Genomic DNA, 21460 nt, shown 5'->3' on the forward strand with positions numbered 1-21460 from the left:
GTGAACAGATTCATTAAGCCACAATAGCCTTTATTGACCTAAAGGCGGCTGCCATAATTCGACTTTGTTTCCTTCTGGATCAATAACCCACGCAAACTTGCCGTATTCAGATTCATCTATTTTATCGAGCACATTACAGCCTTCTGCTTTGAGGGCGGCGACGACAGCGTGAAGGTCTTCAACGCGGTAGTTGATCATAAATGGGGCTTGGCTTGGAGCAAATTGGTCGCTTTTCTCTGAACTTACCGCCCAGATAGTGGTTCCACCAGTTGGCTTGTCATTTGAGTCGGTCCAAGAAAAAGCAGTGCCGCCCCATTCCTGAACGTCAATACCGAGATGACGCTTATACCAAGCCTGCAACGCAGGTGCATCTTTTGCTTTAAAAAATATGCCGCCGATACCTGTGACTCGTTTCATGTAAACCTCCATATATCATGTTTAAAACCATGTTCTGCTATAGGGTTAGCGTCCTAATATTGGTTGCTGGGTAATATGTTAACGTTACAAATATGCTTTTTTTAAAGTGTTATAGCCAATTTTTTATGTGGGTTGAAATGAGTCTATGAGCTGCTAATTTGCATAAAATATTCGTGCAGATCTTCACCGGTAATTTTAAACCCTAACCTTTTGTATAGTTGCAACGCAGGGTTCTGTTTTAATACAGTTAACTCAATCAATTTTGGCTTCGAGTCTGTGATAATTTGTTGTAAGATTTTTTGGCCAAATCCTTGCCTTTGAAACAATGGATGGATTTGGATCTGCATGATTTCGACTGTAGCTTCACTGACTCGATATTTTAACGTCCCGATTAACTCGTTGGCATACATGACCAGATAAGAGCATTCATAAGCATCGTTTAATCTATATTCATGTTGCGCATCAGACAAGAACTGCCCAGACTTTTCTAAATGCTCAACCATGGTTAATTTACGTAAATCGAGTAGGTAGGTTTTGTCTTTTTCGGTCGCGGGAATAAATTCACATCTCATTTATACCTCGTTGCGCATCGGTTATGACGTTTGACTTGTAATATGACATTACTATAAGCCAAATAGAGCTTCATCTATATTTAAGATATTTTTTTATAACTTATTAGATGTAAAAAAAGAAGCGCCATTTAATAATGCGCCTCTTATTTTTATCTGATAGTGCGTCACTCTTGTGACAGCCTATTAATGACTTTATTAATTACGCCAGCTTTAAATCATACTGGTTACGGTACATCACCATATCTTCGATGGTCAGTACAGGCATGTTGTGCTTAAGGCCGAAGGCGATAATTTCTGGTGTTTTGGCCATGCTGCCATCTTCGTTAGCCAGTTCGCATAATACGCCAGCTGGCATTAAACCTGCCATTTGCATTAAGTCGACAGTCCCTTCGGTATGACCTCGGCGAGACATTACTCCTCCAGCGCGAGCACGCAATGGGAATACGTGTCCTGGATGGGCCAAATCTGATGCTTTGGCATCGCGGTTTGCCGCTGTTTTAATGGTGGTCACGCGATCTTGTGCGGAAACGCCAGTGGTAACACCATGCTTTGCTTCAATAGAGATGGTAAACGCAGTTTGGTTGGCGCTGTTGTTATTAATAACCATTGGCGGCAATTGTAACTTGTTGGCGTGTTCGTCGGTTAAGCATAAACACACAATGCCGCTGCATTCGCGGATCATTAATGCCATTTGGGCTGTGGTTAAGTGCTCGACAGAATAAATAATGTCGCCTTCATTTTCACGATCTTCATCATCGAGTAGTAATACGCCTCGGCCTTCTCTAAGCGCTGCTAATGCGTTTTCTACACGGGTGATTGGTTCGCCAAATTCGGCAAGTAGTGATAACTGATTCATGGTTGTACTCCTAAAATGACCAGAATCAGGGCTTGTAAAGAGGGATATAAATCCAAAACAAATTGCATCAACAAGCCGAGGCTAATTGATGTATCTCTATTCTCTCTCATCCGGACTGTAACCGTCGGCTCTGGACTGTTAGGCATTACTCATGAGTAAAACCTAAGTCACCAGATCTGCTGACCTCGACGAATCGAGCGCTCGCGGGCTCACTTTTTCAAGTTTACCGCCGGTGGGGAATTGCGCCCCGCCCTGAGAATTATAAACAATGTTGTTTGCGCTGATTTGGCTGTAATCGACTCAACGACTACGGCGTTATTGTTAGTAAGCTACGTGAAACTCAGTTAACTCACTGCCAATTTAATCAAAACGCCTCGCTATGTTAATCAGTTAAGCCGCAGATGAAAAGGGGGATAAGTCTCAAAAAGAGTAACAAATAAAGTGTAATGCCAATTTTGTGCTACCAAATGATGTTAAAGCCGCTTGCTCGCTGGTATGACCTTTGTTAGCCTGTCGCGCTTACATTAGGAGTAACCGTGCATGAATCTGTATTTTCGTATTATTTTGTTATTTTTATGGCGAATAGGTCATTGTAAAAGTATTGGTTTTTTAGGCACTAGCCGAATTGATTACCGTGCTTTACCGTTAGATTGCGATATCAATATGCATTTAACTAACTCACGTTATCCTGCTTTTATGGATTTAGCGCGCACCTATTTGATTGCCGAAATGGGTTTGATGAAACAGTTTCTAAAAAATAAATGGTTACCGATAGTGAATGCGGCAGAGTTTACTTATATCCGCGATATTAAGCCGTTTGAGAAGTTTACCATTGAAACAAAAATCGTTGGTTGGGATGAAAAATACTTTTATATTGAGCATCGTATGCTTACCTCTCGTGGTTTACATTGCATCGCGCATGTCCGTGGTGTGTTTGTATGTCGAGGTAAACAAGTGCCTATTGAAACCTTAATTGCTGCTGCCGGTTACACAGGTGACACACCTGAAATACCTGCTGAAGTGGTTAAATGGAAACAATTTTTACAACTAAAAAAAGAACGTAATATATAACGTTAGTTGTTTTTGGTATCGATGGTAATTTTTAAAGATCAACAAGCCTTAATCTGTCGTATTGGCAGGTTATTGGTTGGGTTAAAGGAGCTACGCGGTGGCATTAGAAAAGTTCAGTGATATTTGGGCGCGAGCTTGTGAGCGTAAAGGCGGATCAGCGGCAGTTAAGTCATTGCTGCCTGACAGTCTCGATGCCGATGAAATCAGCGAATATACTGATGCGCAGTTATTGTCTGTTATGAGTAAACGCGTGTTTCAAAGCGGCTTTGTGTGGCGAGTGGTTGACAATAAATGGCCTGCTTATGAAAAAGCCTTTTTTGACTTTGAGCCAATGAAAGTGCTGATGCTGTCACCCGATCAAATTCAACAACGGGCAACCGACCCAGCACTTATTCGGCATCAAAAGAAAACCCAAGCAATTGTTGATAATGCTTATATGATCCAGCAGATTAATGTTGAACACGGCAGTTTTGCAGAATTTATTGCGAATTGGCCAAGTGATGATATTACTGGTTTGTGGCAAATGCTTAAAAAGCGCGGCACTCGTTTAGGTGGCAATACCGGGCCTTATTTTTTACGTGCGATAGGTAAAGACACGTTTTTGCTAAGCCAAGATGTGCAGTCATATTTAACTGCTTATAACGTCGTTGATGCTGGCTTTACATCGCAAACCGCTTTACGCCAAACCCAAGCTGCTTTTAATCATTGGCAACAAGAATCTGGCATGAGTTTAGCGCATATCAGCCGTATTATTTCGTTCGGGGTGGGTGATAACCGAGTATAGAGTAGCCAACAATGTGCTTATGCCTGATATCGGCATAAAAACATGGTTACTATGCTGGCGGCAATGTCATCTTTTTGTTGATCGTTTAATGGCTCTTCGACTTGAAATATTAATGGCCAAAAACATTGGCCTTTAATCAAGCTTTGTACTTCTGCCTGGGCCTGTTCAACATTCGTCACTGTTAAGCGTCCGTCCAGTGTTGCTGCTTTTATCCAGCGTAAAATAGCCGTTTCTTCTTTAATAACCTTTTGCAATTCTTCCTGCATTTCAGTGGTATAAAACAGATGGCCAATCACCATTCGTGAAACTTCAATGTGCTCTTCTGATTGAATGTAATCCATATCAAAACGCACCAACTGCTGCAGCTGTTCTGCCAAAGGTTGATGTGAGCTATATACCACAGAGGGTTGAGATAATGCTTGTTGCCATAAATCAGTCATCAAGGTCATCACCAAGGCTTCTTTGGTGGCAAAGTGGTTATACACTGTTCGCTTAGACACTCCAGCTACTTCGGCTAATTTATCCATACTGGTTGCCGCAACCCCTAATTCTTTATAGGTTGTTCTGGCTGCTTCAATAATCGCGGCACGTTTAATCTGGCTGCGTGTTTGCTTTTCTGTATTCATTGGTTTCATCTAAGCGATCTTATTATAATATTTTACACTGAGTAGTTTACTTTTCAACAAAGGATTATTAAACTACACCGTGTAGTTTACTTTTGGAAGCAATAGATGAAAATATTAATGAGTCTTTTAGTCGTGCTTGGTGCACTGATTGTCATTATTTTGATCAGTAAATATTGGTTTGCATCGCGTGGACATAAAGCACAAATATTCAGCAATACCGAAAAAGTCTATCAAGCCGGTATTAGCAGCTTATGGCCAATTGCCAAAGCTTATGGGTCGACAAAGCGTCAAGCACCCATTCCCCAAGGTGTGATTCCATTAGAAGTATTGACCCCAGAGATATTGGCTCAATCAACGGAAGACACCGTTTATCGTTTAGGCCATTCAACGTTATTGATGCGTCTTGATGGCGAATATTTATTGATTGATCCGGTATTTAGCGAGCGAGCATCACCAGTGCAATGGGCTGGGCCAAAACGTTTTCATCAATCGCCAATCAGTATTGCTGATTTACCGGCAATAAAAGCGGTGATTATTAGCCATGATCATTACGATCACCTTGATAGAGCTGCCATAGAGCAATTGGCTGCCAAGGTGCAACATTTTGTGACCCCACTTAAAGTGGGTGAGTACTTAACCACTTGGGGCGTAGATGCCATTCAAGTGACTGAACTGGAATGGTGGCAGTCTGTTGAATTAAATGGCTTGAGCATTACCGCTACGCCAGCACAACATTTTTCTGGCCGGGGCTTGCTTGATCGTAACCAAACCTTATGGGCTAGTTGGGTGATTCAAGGCTTACAACATAAGGTGTTTTTTAGCGGAGACAGTGGCTATTTTAATGGCTTTAAAGAAATTGGTGAGCGTTATGGACCATTTGATCTCAGCATGATTGAAACTGGCGCCTATAATGAATTGTGGAGTGATATCCATATGTTGCCAGAGCAAAGTCTACAGGCGCATATTGATGTTCAAGCAAAGGCAATGATGCCAGTACACAATGGCACCTTTGATTTAGCATTGCATGATTGGTTTGAGCCTTTTGAACGTATTAACCAGTTAGCAAAACAGCAAAATGTCACCTTGCTTACGCCAAAGTTTGGTCAAGCGGTGATGTTAGCCAATCCACAAGCTAGCGAGTTATGGTGGCGTGCCATTATGCTTGAACCACAAAATACAGATGAATTAAATCAAGTTGTCATCAACAGCAATTAAGTTAATGTATTAACAGTGAACATAGACATGGATAGTTTAAGCATTAATTGACTTTACCAACATGTTACCAAATAGTGTATTTAATGCCTTAAAAGGTAATCTTTGTTTGATTACCCGTGTAACGATTACAGTTTGATAACATATTCAATATATATAACTGAAACTTATTATTTATTTACAATTTATTCGCATTAGGTTTGTTGTTTGAATTTTATACCTATGCGATAAAGTACACAGAAAATTTAACAGGTTAATTTTAGCTATTTTCAAATGAAATTCCTCAAGACCGAGGTGTCATATTGAAAATAAATTGGAGTAGGAGCACTCATGCACAAAGCATTGAAAGTCGCCGCAGTTATTTCTGCTGCATTATGGATTACCGCTTGTGGTCAAGGGGATGAAAATGCCCAGTCACAGCAACCGCGACCACCTACACCCGTTGGCGTGATGACAGTTGAAGCTATTTCGCAAGCGATTAAGGTTGAATTACCTGGTCGCAGTCGTGCCTTTTTAGAAGCCGAAGTGCGTCCACAAGTGTCAGGTATTATCACTAAGCGTGCCTTTACCGAAGGCACCGAAGTTAAACAAGGTCAATCTCTATATCAAATTGATGCAGCCACTTATAAAGCGGCATTAGTGAGTGCAGAAGCCGATCTTGCTAGCGCAAATGCTGGTTTAGCCTCAGCAAAAGCCAAGGCGGCGCGTTATGCCAAATTAGTCAAAACCAATGCAGTTAGTAAGCAAGATTTTGACGAGACGGAAGCGTTATTTAAAGAAGCGCAAGCTTCAGTAACGGTAGCAAAAGCCGCCATTAATACTGCGACCATCAACACCGAATATACTGAAGTTAAAGCACCGATTTCTGGTCGTATTGGTAAGTCATCTGTTACTGCTGGCGCGTTAGTTACCGCTAATCAAAGTAATACCTTAGCGACAATTCAACAGCTCGATCCAATTAATATCGACATCGTTCAGTCAAGTGCACAATTATTGCGTTTAAAAGCCAATTTACGTTCAGGCCAGTTACTGAAAAGTGACAATGCTAAAGTGACCTTATTGCTTGAAGACGGCAGCACATATGATCAGCAAGGTACATTACAATTTGCTGAAGTTAATGTAGATGAAACTACTGGTTCCGTGACGTTACGTGCCGAGTTCCCTAATCCTGACGGTATATTATTACCTGGTATGTATGTGCGTGCGCTATTAAATGCTGGCCAAGACCCACAGGCTATTTTAGTGCCTCAACGTGCTATTACCCGTAATAGCAAAGGCCAAGCGGTTGCAATGATAGTAAACCAAGACAGTAATGTTGAAATGCGCGTGGTACAAACCGCTGAAGTGATTGGTCATCAATGGCGCATTGTCGATGGTTTGTCTGTTGGCGATAAATTAATTGTCGAAGGATTACAAAAAATCCGCCCTGGTGCACCAGTATCTGCACAGGTGTTAACGGCTGATCAACCACAAAAGTAGGGAATAATTATGGCTCGCTTTTTTATTGATCGCCCTATTTTTGCGTGGGTGATTGCATTATTAATTATGCTTGCTGGTGTGTTAGCCATTAAAGGCTTACCCATTGCGCAGTATCCAAGTATTGCCCCGCCAACCGTAGTGATCAGTGCTTTCTATCCTGGTGCTTCTGCCAAAACCATGGAAGACACAGTCACTCAGGTGATTGAGCAGCGCATGACTGGGCTTGATCACTTACGCTATATTTCATCGACCAGTGACAGTTTTGGTAATGCCACTATCACCTTAACATTCAATGCTGAGGCTGATCCTGATATTGCTCAAGTGCAAGTTCAGAATAAGCTGCAAGCGGCTACGCCATTATTACCTTCTGAGGTTCAGCAGCAAGGTGTCAAAGTTAACAAATCTAGCTCTGGATTTTTAATGGTGCTTGGCTTTGTGTCTGCAGATGGTTCAATGGGCAAAAGCGATATATCTGATTATGTTGCTGCCAACGTTCAAGACCCAATGAGCCGTGTACCTGGTGTGGGTGAGATCACGTTATTTGGTGCGCAGTATGCAATGCGCATTTGGTTAGACCCGTTTAAGTTAACTCAATACAAATTAACCAGTATTGATATCGTTGCGGCAATACGTGAGCAAAATGCCCAAATATCAGCAGGGCAATTAGGTGGTGCTCCGTCGGTTGCTGGTCAAGAACTTAACGCGACCGTATCAGCACAGAGCCGCTTGCAAACCCCAGAGCAATTTAAGCAAATTATTGTTAAATCTGACTCATCAGGTGCTAACGTTTATTTAGGCGATGTTGCTAGAGTTGAGTTAGGTGCAGAAAGCTACGCGGTTGACTCATATTACAATGGTAAGCCAGCGTCGGGCCTTGCATTCAAGCTGGCTACAGGCGCGAATGCGTTAGATACGGCAGAAGGCATTAAAGCCAAAGTTAATGAGATGAAGGAGTTTTTCCCTCAGGGACTTGAAGTCGTTTATCCCTATGATACAACGCCATTCGTAGAGCAATCGATTGAAGGTGTTGTGCACACATTGATTGAAGCCATTGTATTGGTCTTCTTGATTATGTATCTGTTCCTTCAAAACTTCAGAGCAACGCTTATTCCTACCATTGCGGTACCAGTAGTATTGCTAGGTACGTTTGCGGTGCTATCCGCTGCTGGTTTCACCATCAACACTTTAACCATGTTTGCCATGGTATTGGCCATTGGTTTGCTGGTGGACGATGCAATTGTGGTGGTGGAAAACGTCGAACGCGTGATGTCGGAAGAAGGCTTAAGTCCGCTGGAAGCGACCCGTAAATCGATGGATCAAATTACCAGTGCCTTAGTGGGTATTGGTTTGACCCTGTCAGCTGTATTTGTACCAATGGCATTTATGTCTGGGTCGACTGGTGTTATTTATCGTCAGTTCTCGATCACCATTGTATCGGCGATGGCCTTGTCGGTGTTTGTGGCAATTGTACTTACGCCAGCATTATGCGCCACCATGCTAAAGCCAGTTAAAAAAGGTCATACTCACGCTGATACTGGTTTCTTCGGGTGGTTTAACCGCAAGTTTGATGCAATGACCTCTCGTTATGAATCAAGTGTGGGAAGTATTTTAAAGCGCTCATTCCGCGTCATGTTGATCTACGTTGGCTTGGTTATCGCAGTGGCTTGGATTTTCTTACGCATGCCAACCGCATTTTTACCCGACGAAGACCAAGGTATCTTGTTCACTCAAGCTATTTTGCCAACCAACTCAACCCAAGAAAGCACGGTTAAGGTATTAAAAGATGTATCCGACTATTACCTTACCGAAGAAAAAGACCTGGTAAATTCAGTGTTTACTGTTGCGGGCTTTAGTTTTGCGGGTTCTGGTCAAAACATGGGTATTGCGTTTGTGAGCCTAAAAGATTGGTCCACACGTGAAGCGCCTGGTGAAGATGTTAAGTCGTTAGCGGGTCGAGCCATGGGCCGTTTTATGCAAATTAAAGAAGCGTTAGTGTTTGCTTTTGTGCCGCCATCAGTGATTGAACTGGGTACCGCAAATGGTTTTGACGTCTACTTAAAAGACTTAAATGGTCAAGGACATGGCAAGTTAATTGAGGCGCGTAATCAATTATTAGGTATGGCTGCACAAAACCCTAACCTTGTTGGGGTGCGTCCAAATGGCCAAGAAGATGCGCCCATCTATAAAATTAATGTTAATCACGCCAAATTACGTGCATTAGACATTGATATTAATAGTGTGAACAGTGTCTTGGGTACCGCGTGGGGTGGGTCGTATGTGAATGACTTTATCGACCGTGGGCGAGTGAAAAAGGTTTATATCCAGGGTGAGGCTAAATATCGTATGCAACCTGGCGACTTAGACTCTTGGTATGTGCGCAACAATAATGGTGAAATGGTGCCATTTTCGGCATTCGCATCAGGTTCCTGGGAGTTTGGTTCTCCTCAGTTACAACGTTTTAACGGTGTGCCTGCGGTTAATATTCAAGGTGCTACCGCCCCGGGCTACAGTACCGGTGCTGCGATGGATGCACTTGAAAAAATGGCTGAGAAGCTTCCACCTGGCTATGGCTTAGAGTGGAATGGTTTGTCGTACGAAGAGCGTTTATCGGGTAACCAAGCGCCTAGCTTATATGCCTTATCTATTTTAATCGTATTTTTAGTGTTAGCTGCATTGTATGAAAGCTGGTCGGTACCATTATCGGTCATTTTAGTTGTTCCACTCGGGATTATTGGTGCCTTGCTGGCAATGAGTGCTCGTGGTCTGCCTAATGACGTATTTTTCCAAGTAGGCTTGCTAACCACGGTGGGCTTGGCGACTAAAAATGCCATTCTAATTGTCGAGTTTGCTAAGGAATACTACGAGAAAGGTTCTGGCTTAATTGAGGCAACCTTGCATGCTGTTAGAGTACGTTTACGCCCAATTCTAATGACCTCTTTAGCATTTGGTCTAGGTGTTGTGCCATTAGCGATTAGCTCAGGAGTAGGCTCTGGTAGCCAAAATGCCATCGGTACTGCGGTATTGGGCGGTATGATGACCTCCACCTTCTTAGGTATCTTCTTTGTGCCGTTATTCTTTGTGGTGGTTGAACGCATTTTCAGTAAGCGTGAAAAACCCACTGAAGAGGAAAATGAAAAAGTTGATAATGATAGAAAAGATATTTAATTTTTTACATTATTGATTGTTAAAAGCCCAGTTTTACTGGGCTTTTTTGTGACTATTGTTTCTCTATTGATGCAGCTGCTAATAAATAGCGTTAATGGTGTTAAGTCAGCATTATTAAACGATATTTTGATTATTTGAGCAGAGAAAACTTTAAATGTGTTTAAAAAACACTCTTGTGAAAATGATTTTAGGTAGTTGATAAAGTTAAAGATTAAAATTTAAACTGTACAGTATTCAACCGTGCTAGTACTGTTGTTTGTGTTATAGTTAAGATCTGAATCAAAACAGCTTATTAACATCTATTGGTGTTTGGCTTACTCTTTTGTGGTTTCTTTTTAGCAAAGGTATCGCCGATAAAGATGAACTTTTGATTAAATAATGATTATGATAGTGAATAACAATAATAAAGGATGTCACCATGCAGGTGCTTTTTATAAGCTTCACTTTAGCCGCTATTCTGGCTTATCTTTGGTATGCCAGTTTACTCAAAAAACGCACTTCAGCCATTGAAGCGCTAAAAGTGATCGACTCAAAAATTGATAAAAGACTGACATTGTTTACCGAGCTATGTCAGGAAAAACCATCTTATCCACGCCCTTTAACAGATGACCAACAAGCCCAGTTGGAGCTACTAAAACAGTTACAGCCCGAACACGATTGGGAGCAACCGATTGAAGAGTCAAATATGGCTGGTGGCTCGTTGTCTGTATCGATAGCCGCTTGGCAACAGATTGATCAAGGTTTAGAAGCATTATTAGCTACGGTGAATAAAGACAAACTGTGTGCCGATCAGCTCGCCGAATATATACAGCTAGAGCTCGACTTTGTCCACGCGGAAGACTTTTACCGTAAAGCTGTAGATGAGTTAAACAGTGGTGTTAAAATTTTTCCCGGTTCGGCAGTAGCAAAGTTCGCCCGTATCGCGCCGATGCCGATATTCGATCAAGTGCAGGAATAGTCAAATGACATGGCGTAATCGGCAGACGCTATTAGGTATCGCTACGTTGTTGGCTTGTATTTGTGTCCCTATACAAGCCAAGCAAGTGGTTTATCCTGCCGTGGAAGACGTTGAAAAGCCACAAATTAAAGCTAAGTATATTCCTCAGCAAGCCGCAGCAAAAAAGCAGTTATCGTTACAGCAATCTCAAACTACCACCGCTGAAAATCACCTAGCGCCAACGATAGAAACATATAACGTGTTGAGTCGCCGCAACACTAAGCCTGCCGATGAGCAATCAATTAATGATCAGCTGTCGTTGAATGCTGGCTATGTGGGCGATAAACAAAAACCGCGTACGTTAACCAATAATTATTCGTTAACAAAAACGGGCTCAGTATCGAGTAAGCCTCGCGTTAAGGCCAGTTACTCCGAAAATGGTATTGTCAGTGATTTAGGCGTGGAAAAGCGTAAAGTGTTTCAATACAAGCAAACCAATGGGGTGATGGTGTTTAGCGATCAACAACCGCTGGATGCAGACTACCAAGTATTATTGTATGAATGTTTTGCATGCCGGGTCGATTCGGTTATCGATTGGTATAAAATCCCATTATTTACCTCACATTTTGCAACCGATGTGGCTTTAGCCGCGCGGCAGTATCAGCTTGATCCTGCACTTATTCGAGCAGTGATCCATGCCGAGTCAGCGTTTAAAATTGGCGCGTTATCCAAAGCCGGTGCCAAAGGCTTAATGCAATTAATGCCAGGTACCGCTAGCGATATGGACGTTGATGATCCTTTTAATGCTCAACAGAATATTCGTGGTGGCAGTCGTTATCTTGCGCAATTATTAAGCAAATTTGACGGCGACATTGACCTTGCTTGTGCGGCATACAATGCTGGTCCAACAACGGTGATGCAATACCGCGGTATACCGCCCTATCCTGAAACACAAGCTTATGTGAAGCGCGTAAAAATATTATTAAAACGCTACCAAAAAGCATTAGCCAGTTAACTTAAGGTATTTATTAATGAACCATTTAATTCATAAAGTACAACCTAAGCGGGTCAAACTCAGTCGTAACAACGGTTATTGTTTAGCGGGCATGGCTGGGTTGTTGATATTGGGTGCTGTAACCGTGCCTGCATTTGCTGCCGACAAATCATCGTTTGTAGCCCCATCACAAGAAGATGTGCGTTTATACGACATCGCTACCGCACCACAAGCTAAGCGTATTGAACAAGATCTTCGCACCTTAGTCGGTTTTGGTACTCGGCACACTTTGTCTGATACCACATCTGACACTCAAGGTATCGGTGCTGCTAGACGTTGGATTGAGGCTGAGTTTAATCGTATATCAAAAGAATGTGGTGGCTGTTTAGAAGTGGTGACAGTGGGCGACACTGTTCAAGGTAAACGAATCGAAAATCCAACCGAAGTAGTTAACGTTATCGCGATTCAGCGCGGTAAAACGGATCCTAAGCGTGTAGTGATGATGAGCGGCGACATTGATTCACGTGTTAGTGATGTGTTGGATGCTACCTCAATTTCTCCTGGTGCTAACGACAATGCATCCGGTGTGGCAGGGGCGTTAGAAGCAGCGCGAGTATTATCAAAATACCAATTTAACGGCACTATTGTTTATGCTGCATTGTCGGGCGAAGAACAAGGTTTGTATGGCGGCAATATTTTAGCCGATTACGCTAAAGCACAAGGGTGGCAAGTACAAGCTGTATTGAATAACGACATGATAGGCAATATTGCTGGTATCAATGGGGTGGTCAATAACAGTAGTGTGCGGGTGTTTTCTGAAGGCGTACGTTTTGCCGAAACCGCAGATGAAGCCAAAGAACGCTATTTTAGTGGCGGCGAAAATGATTCTGCTTCACGCAATTTAGCCCGTAAAATTAAATCACTAGCCGACCAGTACATGACTAATTTAGAGGTGATGCTGGTGTATCGACTCGATCGTTTTGGTCGTGGTGGGCATCATTTACCGTTTAATCAGGCTGGTTTGCCTGCCGTGCGGATTATGGAAACCAACGAGAACTATAATCGCCAACATCAAGATATTCGCGTTGAAAACGGCATTGCGTATGGCGATGTGATTGAAGGAGTGGATTTTGATTTTACCGCCAAACTGACTGCGCTTAATGCGTTAAGTTTAGCGTCACAAGCATGGGCCCCAGCGCCACCAACTAAGGTGACCATTGCAGGGCAAGTCTCACCAAGTACCACATTAAGTTGGGCCAGTAGTGACGACAACACGGTTGTCGGTTATCGCGTATATTGGCGCTCAACAACGGTAGCTGAATGGACTCATAGCCGCTATGTCGGCAAGGTTAATCAGTTCACGTTAGATAATATGGTTATCGACAATTATTTGTTTGGTGTCGCGAGTGTTGCCGCGAATGGTAATGTTAGCCCTGTGGTATTCCCTGGTGCGGCAGGCGCGTTTTTTAAGTAATGCTCAGTCATACGTCAATAAATAACATCAAGGTCGTGGCGCTTCGCCCACACCCGACCAAGAGGGGAAAACTGCTTCCCCTCTTGGATCTCCCCCGCAGCTCCGACAAAGTGTTGATCCTCATAGCATAATAAAAATCGCCTAACGGCTCAGATGGTACATCCATGCACCCCTGAGCCTGTGCCATCATCCATGATGTCACTACGGCATTTTCATCACGCTATTTCGGACACTTCGGACGGAGAACCATTGAGCCTGCAGGTTAATTCCATTTGAAATTTGTGTGTTATTTCAATAAAGATAGTTAGGATCTGATACGACAATAAACTCACATCTTTTGCGGGTAGAAAGTCTTACTCGCCTACTTCCCACTTTACGCTAATGCTTCCGTCGGCACCGCCTAGTAAAGGCGCTAAGTAATCTAATGCTTCTTTAGCCAATACATCCATTTGCCAAGGAGGGTTAATTACCCATAAACCCGCAGCTGTCATACCAAACTCGTCACTGTCGGCGCTAATGCCTTGCTCAATACGCAGTTGTTTCTTAATGCCACTATTTTTGAGCAGCGTTAGCATAGCTTCTGTTTGCTCACGTTTAACCACCGGATACCATAAAAGAAATGTCCCGGTAGCAAAGCGTTTGTGGGCTTTAATGATGGCTTGAGCAACATCTTGATAGTCAGTTTTCATTTCATAGCTTGGGTCAATTAATATCACCCCACGACGTTCTAATGGCGGTACAGCGGCAATTAATCCCTGTAAACCATCACCTTTAATGACTTTGACTTGTCTGTCTTCCACAAAATAATCTGCTAATAACTCATGGTCAGTACCATGCAGTTCGTGTAACACCATACGATCTTGCGGACGAAGCTCAACATCTACAATAGCCGGTGAGCCAGGGTACACGGTTAACTCGCCATCAAACTCAGCGTTAAAGTGCTGCACAGTTTCAACATAGTTGGCCAATGCAGTGGGTAAATTAGCGTGGTCCCATAGTTTGGCAACACCCTCTAAATACTCGCCGGTTTTTTGGGCGAACTCATCGGTTAATGAGTAGGCACCTGCACCTGCATGAGTATCGATATACACATAAGGTTTATCTTTTTTCTGCATCGCTTTTAATACTTGAATAAGCATTGAGTGCTTAAGTACATCGGCATAATTGCCTGCATGATAACCGTGGCGATAACTGAGCATGGGCATTTCCATTTACTAAATGAGACAGCAAAAACTGTGTAATAGCGACATTATAAGTTTTCTAGCGCGCGAGGTATAGGTGTTCACTGGTGATGGCTTTTGGCATAATGGCGTAGTTTCTTACATTGGCATGGTAATCATCTTGTTGCAGACCCCGATCTTCTTTAATCAGCAGTATCCTTCATTAGTCGATATAGCCCAGCGCTGGCAGTTGGTGTGGGACAAAGACGCCGCTTTTGAATTGCGTTTCGATCAAAACTGTTTGAGTTTGCATAAGCGTGATGAACCTAAACTCGACGGCATTAGCGTTGACTTTGTGTCTGGTGCTGTAGCGCATCGCCGTAAGTTTGGTGGTGGCCGAGGTCAGTCTATTGCCAAAGCTGTCGGACTAAAGCAAGGGGTAACACCCACCGTAGTAGATGGCACCGCAGGGCTTGGCCGAGATGCTTTTGTACTGGCTAGCCTTGGCTGTAAAGTGATTATGGTTGAGCGTCATCCTGTAGTTGCAGCATTACTTGAAGATGGTTTACGCCGCGCTTATGAAGACGCCGAAATAGGCGAGTGGATGCGCGATTTGATGAGCTTATTTCACGGTTCAAGTATCAGCGCGTTAGCCGACGCAGCTCAATCATCGGGCACTGAAATTGATGTGGTGTATTTAGACCCAATGTACCCACACCGCGAAAAATCAGCTCTGGTTAAAAAAGAAATGCGCGTGTTCCAAACTTTGGTTGGCGCAGACTTAGATGCCGATGGACTGTTAGCACCCGCAATGGCACTCGCCACTAAGCGCGTGGTAGTAAAACGCCCTGATTACGCAGAGGACTTGGATGGTGTTAAACCGAGTATGGTTATCGCCACCAAGAAAAACCGCTTTGATGTCTATGTAAAATCCGCGATGAAATAACGGTGGGTTTGATGTCTTATATTCGCGATAATAAGTATACGTTTTATGGCGTTATTGCCATTTTGCTGTGGAGTACCGTCACGGCATTAATCCGCGATTTATCCGAATTATTTAGCCCCATTGCTGGCGCTGCAATGATGTATACCGTCAGTGCGCTATTTTTAATGTCGGTTATGGGAATACCCAAAATAAAAGATTACCCTAAGCGATATTTATTTATCGGCGGTGGGTTATTTGTTACTTATGAAATCTGCCTCGCATTATCTTTAGGCATGGCTAATAGCCGACTGCAAGCAATGGAAATGTCGATTATTAACTACTTATGGCCTGCGCTGACGATATTATTAAGTGTCATGATGAGTCGTAACAAAGTGAATATTTTGGTTTACCCAAGTATTTTATTGGCATTTACAGGTGTTGCTTGGTGTATTGCTGGCGACCAGGGTATTTCACCTAGTCTGTTGTTAAGTAATATTTCGGACAACCCATTAACCTATTCTATGGCCTTTTCTGCGGCATTTATTTGGGCAATTTATTGCGTAGTCACTCAAAAAATCAGTAACGGAAAAAATGCGATTGCACTGTTTTTTAGCACGACTGCGGTAACGTTGTGGATACAATATTTTTTGAGTAATGAACCCAGCTTACACTTCACCTTACCATCAACGTTTACATTATTGTTTGCTGGCATGGTAATCGGCACCGGTTATGCTTTGTGGAACCAGGCCATTATTGGTGGAAATATTATATTGTTAGGCACCTTGTCATATTTTACCCCTGTGTTTTCGACCATGTTTGCTTCTGTTTATTTGTCTATTTCACTTACGGGATCATTTTGGCAGGGTGTAGCATTGGTCACGTTAGGTTCCCTCATTTGTTTTTTAGTCACTAGAACCAAAAAACCGTCTTTACCTCATTAATATTCACATCATTAGATCATCACTAGATCACTAAAGTAGCATTACCTTATTTCCAAAAGGATTTTGGTTGGGTGTAATTGCAATTGTGTTTCTTTAGCGCTAATTTGCTGTTTACGAATGACATCGTCAATAATGTATTAGGCTATATACTCGGATTAACATAATGAGATTCTATTTTACTCGCATGCGATCAAAGGACATTTGTCCTCCTAGGCAACCGCTAAAGAAAATTGTTTGGTCATGGATTGGCGCATTTTGTGGTATTTACTTAGTTGCTGGTTTAGCGTTTTATACGGCCGCTAATCCTATGGGCAGTATGTTTGTAATAGGGTCTTTTGGTGCGTCAGCTGTGTTGGTTTACGGTGCTCCGTTAGCGGAGTTTTCTCAGCCCCGTAATTTAATTGGTGGCAGCGTAATATCAGCGTTAATAGGTGTTGCGGTTTATCAAGTTTTTACTGATTATATAGTGCTAGCCTGCGCTTTGGCTGTATCGCTATCTATTGCGTTAATGTACCTAACCAGAACCCTACATCCGCCCGGTGGTGCTACAGCGTTGATTGCCGTGATTGGTGGTGAAAACGTTCATCAGCTCGGTTTTCTCTATGCCTTAATGCCCGTGTTTTTAGGTACGGTATTACTCTTGATCGTTGCGTTGGTAGTGAATAATCTTTCCACAGATCCTAAGCGTCACTATCCTGTTTATTGGGTGTAAGCATCCGGTGTGATAGGTATTATGTCGTGACCGCAACTCGTTTATTTCAATGACTTATTTTTAAGTGGCCTACATCTTTACGGCTTGATTTAATGTTGCTCAATATCGTTTTCTCAAATGAAGTTTGCTTCATTTAGATGGTGATATTAAATGCATAACTCAGTCATCAGGCCGTGTATGTTTAGTTAACCGATTTATGTAACGTGGTATTTCTGCCACCGCCTAAACCGCATAATGCACATAACAATGCTGTAATAACGCATAACCATAATGGTCCAGTCCAACTGCTTGTTGTAGTGTGTATTGCTCCGGCCAACATAGGGCCCACTGCCGCTAATAAATAGCCCACACATTGTGACATACCAGAAAGCGATGCGGCTTGGTGCTGGTCGTCAGTGCGTAAACTAATAAACGATAGCCCTAAAATAAAACAAGCCCCAGAGCAAAACCCCAACATTATTGTCCATGCAAATGCAAAGTGTGGCACATAGAGTAGCCCTAAGGCACTGATTGCGCTGAGTACTCCAAGTAAAAAGCTCAATGCACTTTGATCTTTTAATTTAGCCAATAATGGAATTAACACTAAACCTGGCAGCGCTGTCGCAATTTGAAATGCGCCATGATAAGCACCCGCTTGTGTGGCCGAGTGACCCGTGTCAGTCAATATGTTGGGCAGCCAAGTAATAATGATATAAGTTAAAAAAGAGTTTAAGCCCAGTAATAAGGTTATTTGCCATGCAAGTGCATAACGCCACACACTTTTTGACGAAGAAGATAATGGTGCAATACGAGCCGGCTTAGTGTGCTTTCCTAATTGCGCCATCCACACAATTATCCCTGCGACCGTTAACATAGCCGCCGAACCAAGCGCTAATTGCCAGCCTAAACCATTGAATTGGCTTAACGGAAATACCAACGCCGAGAACCCGCCAGAAGCCACTCCCATTGTTAGCACGTAAGCCGAGGTCATTAAGGCTACTTTGGTGGCAAAATCACGTTTTATTAGGCTGGGTAATAACACGTTTGCAATCGCAATGCCGATGCCAATAATTGCCGTACCAATAAAAAGCATGGTGGATGAGTCGATAAATCGGGTTCCGATACCCAATAATATTAAAATGAGTGCTGCAAATAGTGTGTGTTCTAACCCTTGTTTGCGGGCAAATGTCGCCGCCATGGGGGAAACAATCGCAAAGGCGATAAGCGGTAATGTTGTTATAAACCCAGCCTGTGAGCCGCTTAGTCCAAAGTGATTAATAATTTGGTCCAGTACAGGAGCAATGCCGGTAAAAGGCGCGCGTAAATTAGCCGCAATAAGCAAAATGCCTATTACGAGTAATGCACCAGAAAATCGAGACTGCGGTTTAGTATTGTCGGTTTTTAACGTCATTAGCTGCTTTAGATTTCGCTTAATAATGGTTGCTAGTATAAAGATTTGCCGAACGATATAATTTAGAGATAGTGACAATAAATAACTGAAAACTGACAAAGCTATGTTTGATGCAATTGGTTGGAATGAAATCAAAGATTTTGAGTATATGGAGCAATTCATTATTGCCAAAATAGAGCATGCCTGTGCCAGCCACGAAATTCCGCTGCATACTCACCCAAAAGGTCAGTTAATCTTAGCTTTGCATGGTTATGTGACTTGTGAGGTATCGGCAAAAATGTGGATGGTACCAACCCATAGCGCTATTTGGATCCCTGCGCACAAAGTTCACAGTAACCGCGCATCAGATAACGCCAAGTTGTGCCATTTATTTATCGACAGCAACATGGACGGTATGCCACAAAATACTTGTACATTAGCGATTTCGCCATTAGTGAAAGAGCTGATGTGTGAACTTGCGAGTCGCGATCAACATTATCGCGCAAACAGTAAAACGGCACGATTAGCTCAGGTATTACACGACCAATTAATTGATATGCCGATCCAACATTTAGATTTTGTTTTGTCTAAAAATATGGTTATTCAAGCGATGAGCCAGCAATTGATCAGTCAGCCTCACAATAGAAAAACACTGCCGCAATGGGCAGAACAATTTGCCTTAACAGAGCGCACATTAGCGCGGTTGATTAAGAAAGAAACCGGAATGACTTTTGGCAAATGGCGTACACAGCTGCATATTATTACTTCACTGCAAGCACTGTCAGATAAGCAAAGTGTGCAACAGGTGTCCGAGTTATTAGGCTATGAGTCGGTGAGTGCATTTATTACCATGTTTAAAAAAGTCATGAAAACATCACCGATGAAATACATGAACGAGTTAAATGCTTACTGATAATAAGTTTGCACAAGTTAACTAAGTGATTGATATTTTTGTTTAGCTATGTCGGTGTTTAGCTACAATTACTTCTTTAATTACTTCTTAACCAACGATGTTGTTATACGGTAACTTCAGGCAATTTTTTGAGCAAGGTGACTCGTTTGTAGTTGTTCAGATGCAATAAGTGTCTTTTTTAGCGTGTTTTGCGTGATCTAGGTGTCAATTTTGTCATTTAGAAATACCTGCTAACGATAGTCATATATTCTTGCCTATCTTTGGCCGAATGACGCGTTCTTTTATATTACATTCACCATATTAAGATTGGCTTATATTAAGATTCGCTTAATAAGATAGGATTTCAACATACTCGGTAATCACCGATCACTTTTTATTGGAGACTGCATCGTGAAAGATGTCGCATTTCGTTGGATTGATAAGTATTTAATTAGCGTAAAATTACAGGAAAATTTTCTTGTTCTTTTCTTCTCTGCATTGCTTGCCGTTGTTGTCATTGGTTTTAGTTTCGCTGACGCAGCATCGTCGCAGCGTACTGTAGAAGCACAAAAACAAGTGGATGTTATTGCCCAATTGGCATCTGCTACTCAGTTATCTGCATCGGATTTAGCGCCATTACTGCAAAATACAGCGATTAAAATTGGTCGTAATACTGATATTTCGGCGCAGGTTTCAGGGCAAGATTATTCATTAAGCTATGTTGATGACACTAATTTTCTGACTGGACTAGGTTTATGGCACATCACTGCAATTAGCCTCAGTTTACTGTTGATGATTGTTTGCTCTCACTACATTATGACATTCATTGGTGGCGGCCTATTCCATATTTATGAAGCATTGAGAAAGCTAGCCGAAGGGGATCTTGCATCTCGTATTGGTTATGCTCCTGCGCGCAATGAATTTAATTTGATTGCCAGAACCGTTGATAGAGTTTCAGAACGTGAACATCTGTTGGTGAAAACCACCCAAGAAGCGGTTGCTTTGATCCAACAAATTAGTGCTCAGTTACGTGTGCGTAGCGATGAAAATACTCAACTGGCCAGCGTGCAGCAAGACCGCATTGATTCGTTAGCCAGCGCAACGGAAGAGATGGCGGTGTCGATTCGAGAAGTCGCTAGCCATGCTCAAGAATCATCTACGCAAATATCGCGCGCAACGGAGAAAACCACACAAGGCCAAGCTCAGATCAAAAAAACCTTGGTTGAGATTAATCAATTAGCAGGGGAAGTACGTGGTACCTCAGTTGCTGTTGCAGAACTTGATTCTAGCGCGACAGAAATTGGTGAGGTTATTGCAACGATTAATGCCATTTCTGACCAAACCAACTTACTCGCCCTTAATGCTGCTATTGAAGCGGCAAGAGCAGGCGAACAGGGACGTGGATTCTCAGTGGTTGCAGATGAAGTAAGAACCTTAGCGGGTAGAACTCAAGCTGCTACGGTTGAGATTCAAAAAATTATTGAAACGCTGCAAACCAATAGCCGTGGTGTGATGAGCGTGATGGCGAAAACGGTAAAAGAAGCTGAATCAAGCGAACAGTTAATGACAAGTGCAAGTCAAAATATTAGTGAAATCGCAGAGCAAAACCAGCATATTTCAGATAGAAGTTTGGAAATTGCAGCCGCTGCCGAGGAACAAGGCGCTGTGGCTGATAATATTGCCAGTGATGTTGATTCTGTCAGGAGTAGCTCTATTCAAGTGATGAACTTAGTGAATATGACAGCAAAAGAAATCGAGAGCTTGAGCTGTCAGGCAGATGTGCTGGAAGAGTTGATGAAGGATTTGATTATTTAAGGTTATTTAGATTGGCAACATGTTTGTGTTGCTGATCGTAGGGCCACCTAACTCTTTTC

Annotated in this window: 19 protein-coding genes and 1 riboswitch; of the genes, 13 read left to right on the forward strand and 6 right to left on the reverse strand. The window is 42.6% G+C overall.

What is annotated here, in order from left to right; translation table 11 throughout:
• Positions 1-30 precede the first annotated feature (30 nt).
• From H5181_RS02300 to ribB, 3 genes are all read right to left on the reverse strand, one after another.
• Positions 31-417, reverse strand: coding sequence for a VOC family protein (locus H5181_RS02300; protein WP_123882539.1), 387 nt, complete (start codon positions 415-417; stop codon positions 31-33).
• A 143-nt stretch (positions 418-560) separates the two neighbouring features.
• Positions 561-989, reverse strand: coding sequence for an N-acetyltransferase (locus tag H5181_RS02305; protein ID WP_123882542.1), 429 nt, complete (start codon positions 987-989; stop codon positions 561-563).
• 199 nt (positions 990-1188) lie between these two features.
• On the reverse strand, positions 1189-1845 hold the full coding sequence (gene ribB / locus H5181_RS02310) for a 3,4-dihydroxy-2-butanone-4-phosphate synthase (RefSeq protein WP_011639277.1): 657 nt from the start codon (positions 1843-1845) through the stop codon (positions 1189-1191).
• A 94-nt stretch (positions 1846-1939) separates the two neighbouring features.
• Positions 1940-2109, reverse strand: a riboswitch (FMN riboswitch).
• 276 nt (positions 2110-2385) lie between these two features.
• Between ribB and H5181_RS02315 the strand changes: the two genes are divergently transcribed.
• Together H5181_RS02315 and H5181_RS02320 are read left to right on the forward strand one after the other, a co-directional pair.
• Complete coding sequence (locus H5181_RS02315; RefSeq protein WP_182750100.1) at positions 2386-2916, forward strand: thioesterase family protein; 531 nt, start codon at positions 2386-2388, stop codon at positions 2914-2916.
• A gap of 97 nt (positions 2917-3013) precedes the next feature.
• Positions 3014-3700, forward strand: coding sequence for a DNA-3-methyladenine glycosylase I (locus tag H5181_RS02320; protein WP_182750101.1), 687 nt, complete (start codon positions 3014-3016; stop codon positions 3698-3700).
• 17 nt (positions 3701-3717) lie between these two features.
• Here H5181_RS02320 and H5181_RS02325 read toward each other — a convergent pair whose 3' ends face one another.
• Positions 3718-4335 (reverse strand): TetR/AcrR family transcriptional regulator, encoded by a 618-nt coding sequence (locus H5181_RS02325; protein ID WP_123778123.1) that lies wholly within the window; start codon positions 4333-4335, stop codon positions 3718-3720.
• A 96-nt stretch (positions 4336-4431) separates the two neighbouring features.
• Between H5181_RS02325 and H5181_RS02330 the strand changes: the two genes are divergently transcribed.
• The 6 genes from H5181_RS02330 (at position 4432) to H5181_RS02355 (ending at position 13587) form a co-directional block, all read left to right on the forward strand.
• Positions 4432-5541, forward strand: a complete 1110-nt coding sequence (locus H5181_RS02330; protein ID WP_182750102.1) for an MBL fold metallo-hydrolase — start codon at positions 4432-4434, stop codon at positions 5539-5541.
• A gap of 327 nt (positions 5542-5868) precedes the next feature.
• Positions 5869-7017: an efflux RND transporter periplasmic adaptor subunit gene (locus tag H5181_RS02335; RefSeq protein WP_011639272.1), complete on the forward strand. Its 1149-nt coding sequence runs from the start codon at positions 5869-5871 to the stop codon at positions 7015-7017.
• 9 nt (positions 7018-7026) lie between these two features.
• On the forward strand, positions 7027-10182 hold the full coding sequence (locus H5181_RS02340) for an efflux RND transporter permease subunit (protein WP_182750103.1): 3156 nt from the start codon (positions 7027-7029) through the stop codon (positions 10180-10182).
• Positions 10183-10600: 418 nt separating this feature from the next.
• A complete protein-coding gene (locus H5181_RS02345) occupies positions 10601-11140 on the forward strand; it encodes a hypothetical protein (RefSeq protein ID WP_011639270.1) in 540 nt (179 codons plus the stop codon).
• Positions 11141-11453: 313 nt separating this feature from the next.
• Positions 11454-12134, forward strand: a complete 681-nt coding sequence (locus H5181_RS20655) for a lytic transglycosylase domain-containing protein (RefSeq protein ID WP_374702264.1) — start codon at positions 11454-11456, stop codon at positions 12132-12134.
• Positions 12135-12225: 91 nt separating this feature from the next.
• Positions 12226-13587: a M28 family peptidase gene (locus H5181_RS02355; RefSeq protein WP_404948482.1), complete on the forward strand. Its 1362-nt coding sequence runs from the start codon at positions 12226-12228 to the stop codon at positions 13585-13587.
• Positions 13588-13940: 353 nt separating this feature from the next.
• Here the strand turns inward: H5181_RS02355 and H5181_RS02360 are convergent, their stop codons facing one another.
• Positions 13941-14786, reverse strand: coding sequence for a 23S rRNA (adenine(2030)-N(6))-methyltransferase RlmJ (locus H5181_RS02360; protein WP_102035831.1), 846 nt, complete (start codon positions 14784-14786; stop codon positions 13941-13943).
• A 130-nt stretch (positions 14787-14916) separates the two neighbouring features.
• Here H5181_RS02360 and H5181_RS02365 point away from each other — a divergent pair, with 130 nt between their 5' ends.
• The 3 genes from H5181_RS02365 to H5181_RS02375 all read left to right on the forward strand — a co-directional run bounded on the left by H5181_RS02365 (position 14917) and on the right by H5181_RS02375 (position 17325).
• Positions 14917-15693, forward strand: coding sequence for a class I SAM-dependent methyltransferase (locus H5181_RS02365; RefSeq protein WP_041413813.1), 777 nt, complete (start codon positions 14917-14919; stop codon positions 15691-15693).
• An 11-nt stretch (positions 15694-15704) separates the two neighbouring features.
• On the forward strand, positions 15705-16613 hold the full coding sequence (gene yddG, locus H5181_RS02370) for an aromatic amino acid DMT transporter YddG (RefSeq protein WP_182750106.1): 909 nt from the start codon (positions 15705-15707) through the stop codon (positions 16611-16613).
• Between the two features lie 163 nt (positions 16614-16776).
• Complete coding sequence (locus H5181_RS02375; protein ID WP_182750107.1) at positions 16777-17325, forward strand: HPP family protein; 549 nt, start codon at positions 16777-16779, stop codon at positions 17323-17325.
• Between the two features lie 181 nt (positions 17326-17506).
• Here the strand turns inward: H5181_RS02375 and H5181_RS02380 are convergent, their stop codons facing one another.
• Positions 17507-18715, reverse strand: a complete 1209-nt coding sequence (locus H5181_RS02380) for an MFS transporter (RefSeq protein ID WP_182750108.1) — start codon at positions 18713-18715, stop codon at positions 17507-17509.
• Positions 18716-18818: 103 nt separating this feature from the next.
• Here H5181_RS02380 and H5181_RS02385 point away from each other — a divergent pair, with 103 nt between their 5' ends.
• Positions 18819-19607, forward strand: coding sequence for a helix-turn-helix domain-containing protein (locus H5181_RS02385; RefSeq protein WP_182750109.1), 789 nt, complete (start codon positions 18819-18821; stop codon positions 19605-19607).
• A gap of 390 nt (positions 19608-19997) precedes the next feature.
• Positions 19998-21401 carry a methyl-accepting chemotaxis protein gene (locus H5181_RS02390; RefSeq protein WP_182750110.1) on the forward strand — a complete coding sequence of 468 codons (1404 nt, stop codon included), beginning with the start codon at positions 19998-20000 and terminating at the stop codon, positions 21399-21401.
• Positions 21402-21460 lie beyond the last annotated feature (59 nt).

The organism is Shewanella sp. SG44-2 (genome assembly GCF_014164215.1).
GTDB lineage: Bacteria > Pseudomonadota > Gammaproteobacteria > Enterobacterales > Shewanellaceae > Shewanella > Shewanella frigidimarina.

Coding starts and splice junctions, on each gene's coding strand:
- H5181_RS02330 (WP_182750102.1), top strand. CDS start 4,432: ATGAAAATATTAATGAGTCTTTTAGTCGTGCTTGGTGCACTGATTGTC.
- H5181_RS02305 (WP_123882542.1), bottom strand. CDS start 989: ATGAGATGTGAATTTATTCCCGCGACCGAAAAAGACAAAACCTACCTA.
- H5181_RS02345 (WP_011639270.1), top strand. CDS start 10,601: ATGCAGGTGCTTTTTATAAGCTTCACTTTAGCCGCTATTCTGGCTTAT.
- H5181_RS02325 (WP_123778123.1), bottom strand. CDS start 4,335: ATGAAACCAATGAATACAGAAAAGCAAACACGCAGCCAGATTAAACGT.
- H5181_RS02360 (WP_102035831.1), bottom strand. CDS start 14,786: ATGCTCAGTTATCGCCACGGTTATCATGCAGGCAATTATGCCGATGTA.
- H5181_RS02315 (WP_182750100.1), top strand. CDS start 2,386: ATGAATCTGTATTTTCGTATTATTTTGTTATTTTTATGGCGAATAGGT.
- ribB (WP_011639277.1), bottom strand. CDS start 1,845: ATGAATCAGTTATCACTACTTGCCGAATTTGGCGAACCAATCACCCGT.
- H5181_RS02355 (WP_404948482.1), top strand. CDS start 12,226: ATGGCTGGGTTGTTGATATTGGGTGCTGTAACCGTGCCTGCATTTGCT.
- H5181_RS02385 (WP_182750109.1), top strand. CDS start 18,819: ATGTTTGATGCAATTGGTTGGAATGAAATCAAAGATTTTGAGTATATG.
- yddG (WP_182750106.1), top strand. CDS start 15,705: ATGTCTTATATTCGCGATAATAAGTATACGTTTTATGGCGTTATTGCC.
- H5181_RS02335 (WP_011639272.1), top strand. CDS start 5,869: ATGCACAAAGCATTGAAAGTCGCCGCAGTTATTTCTGCTGCATTATGG.
- H5181_RS02300 (WP_123882539.1), bottom strand. CDS start 417: ATGAAACGAGTCACAGGTATCGGCGGCATATTTTTTAAAGCAAAAGAT.
- H5181_RS02340 (WP_182750103.1), top strand. CDS start 7,027: ATGGCTCGCTTTTTTATTGATCGCCCTATTTTTGCGTGGGTGATTGCA.
- H5181_RS02380 (WP_182750108.1), bottom strand. CDS start 18,715: ATGACGTTAAAAACCGACAATACTAAACCGCAGTCTCGATTTTCTGGT.
- H5181_RS02365 (WP_041413813.1), top strand. CDS start 14,917: ATGGTAATCATCTTGTTGCAGACCCCGATCTTCTTTAATCAGCAGTAT.
- H5181_RS02375 (WP_182750107.1), top strand. CDS start 16,777: ATGAGATTCTATTTTACTCGCATGCGATCAAAGGACATTTGTCCTCCT.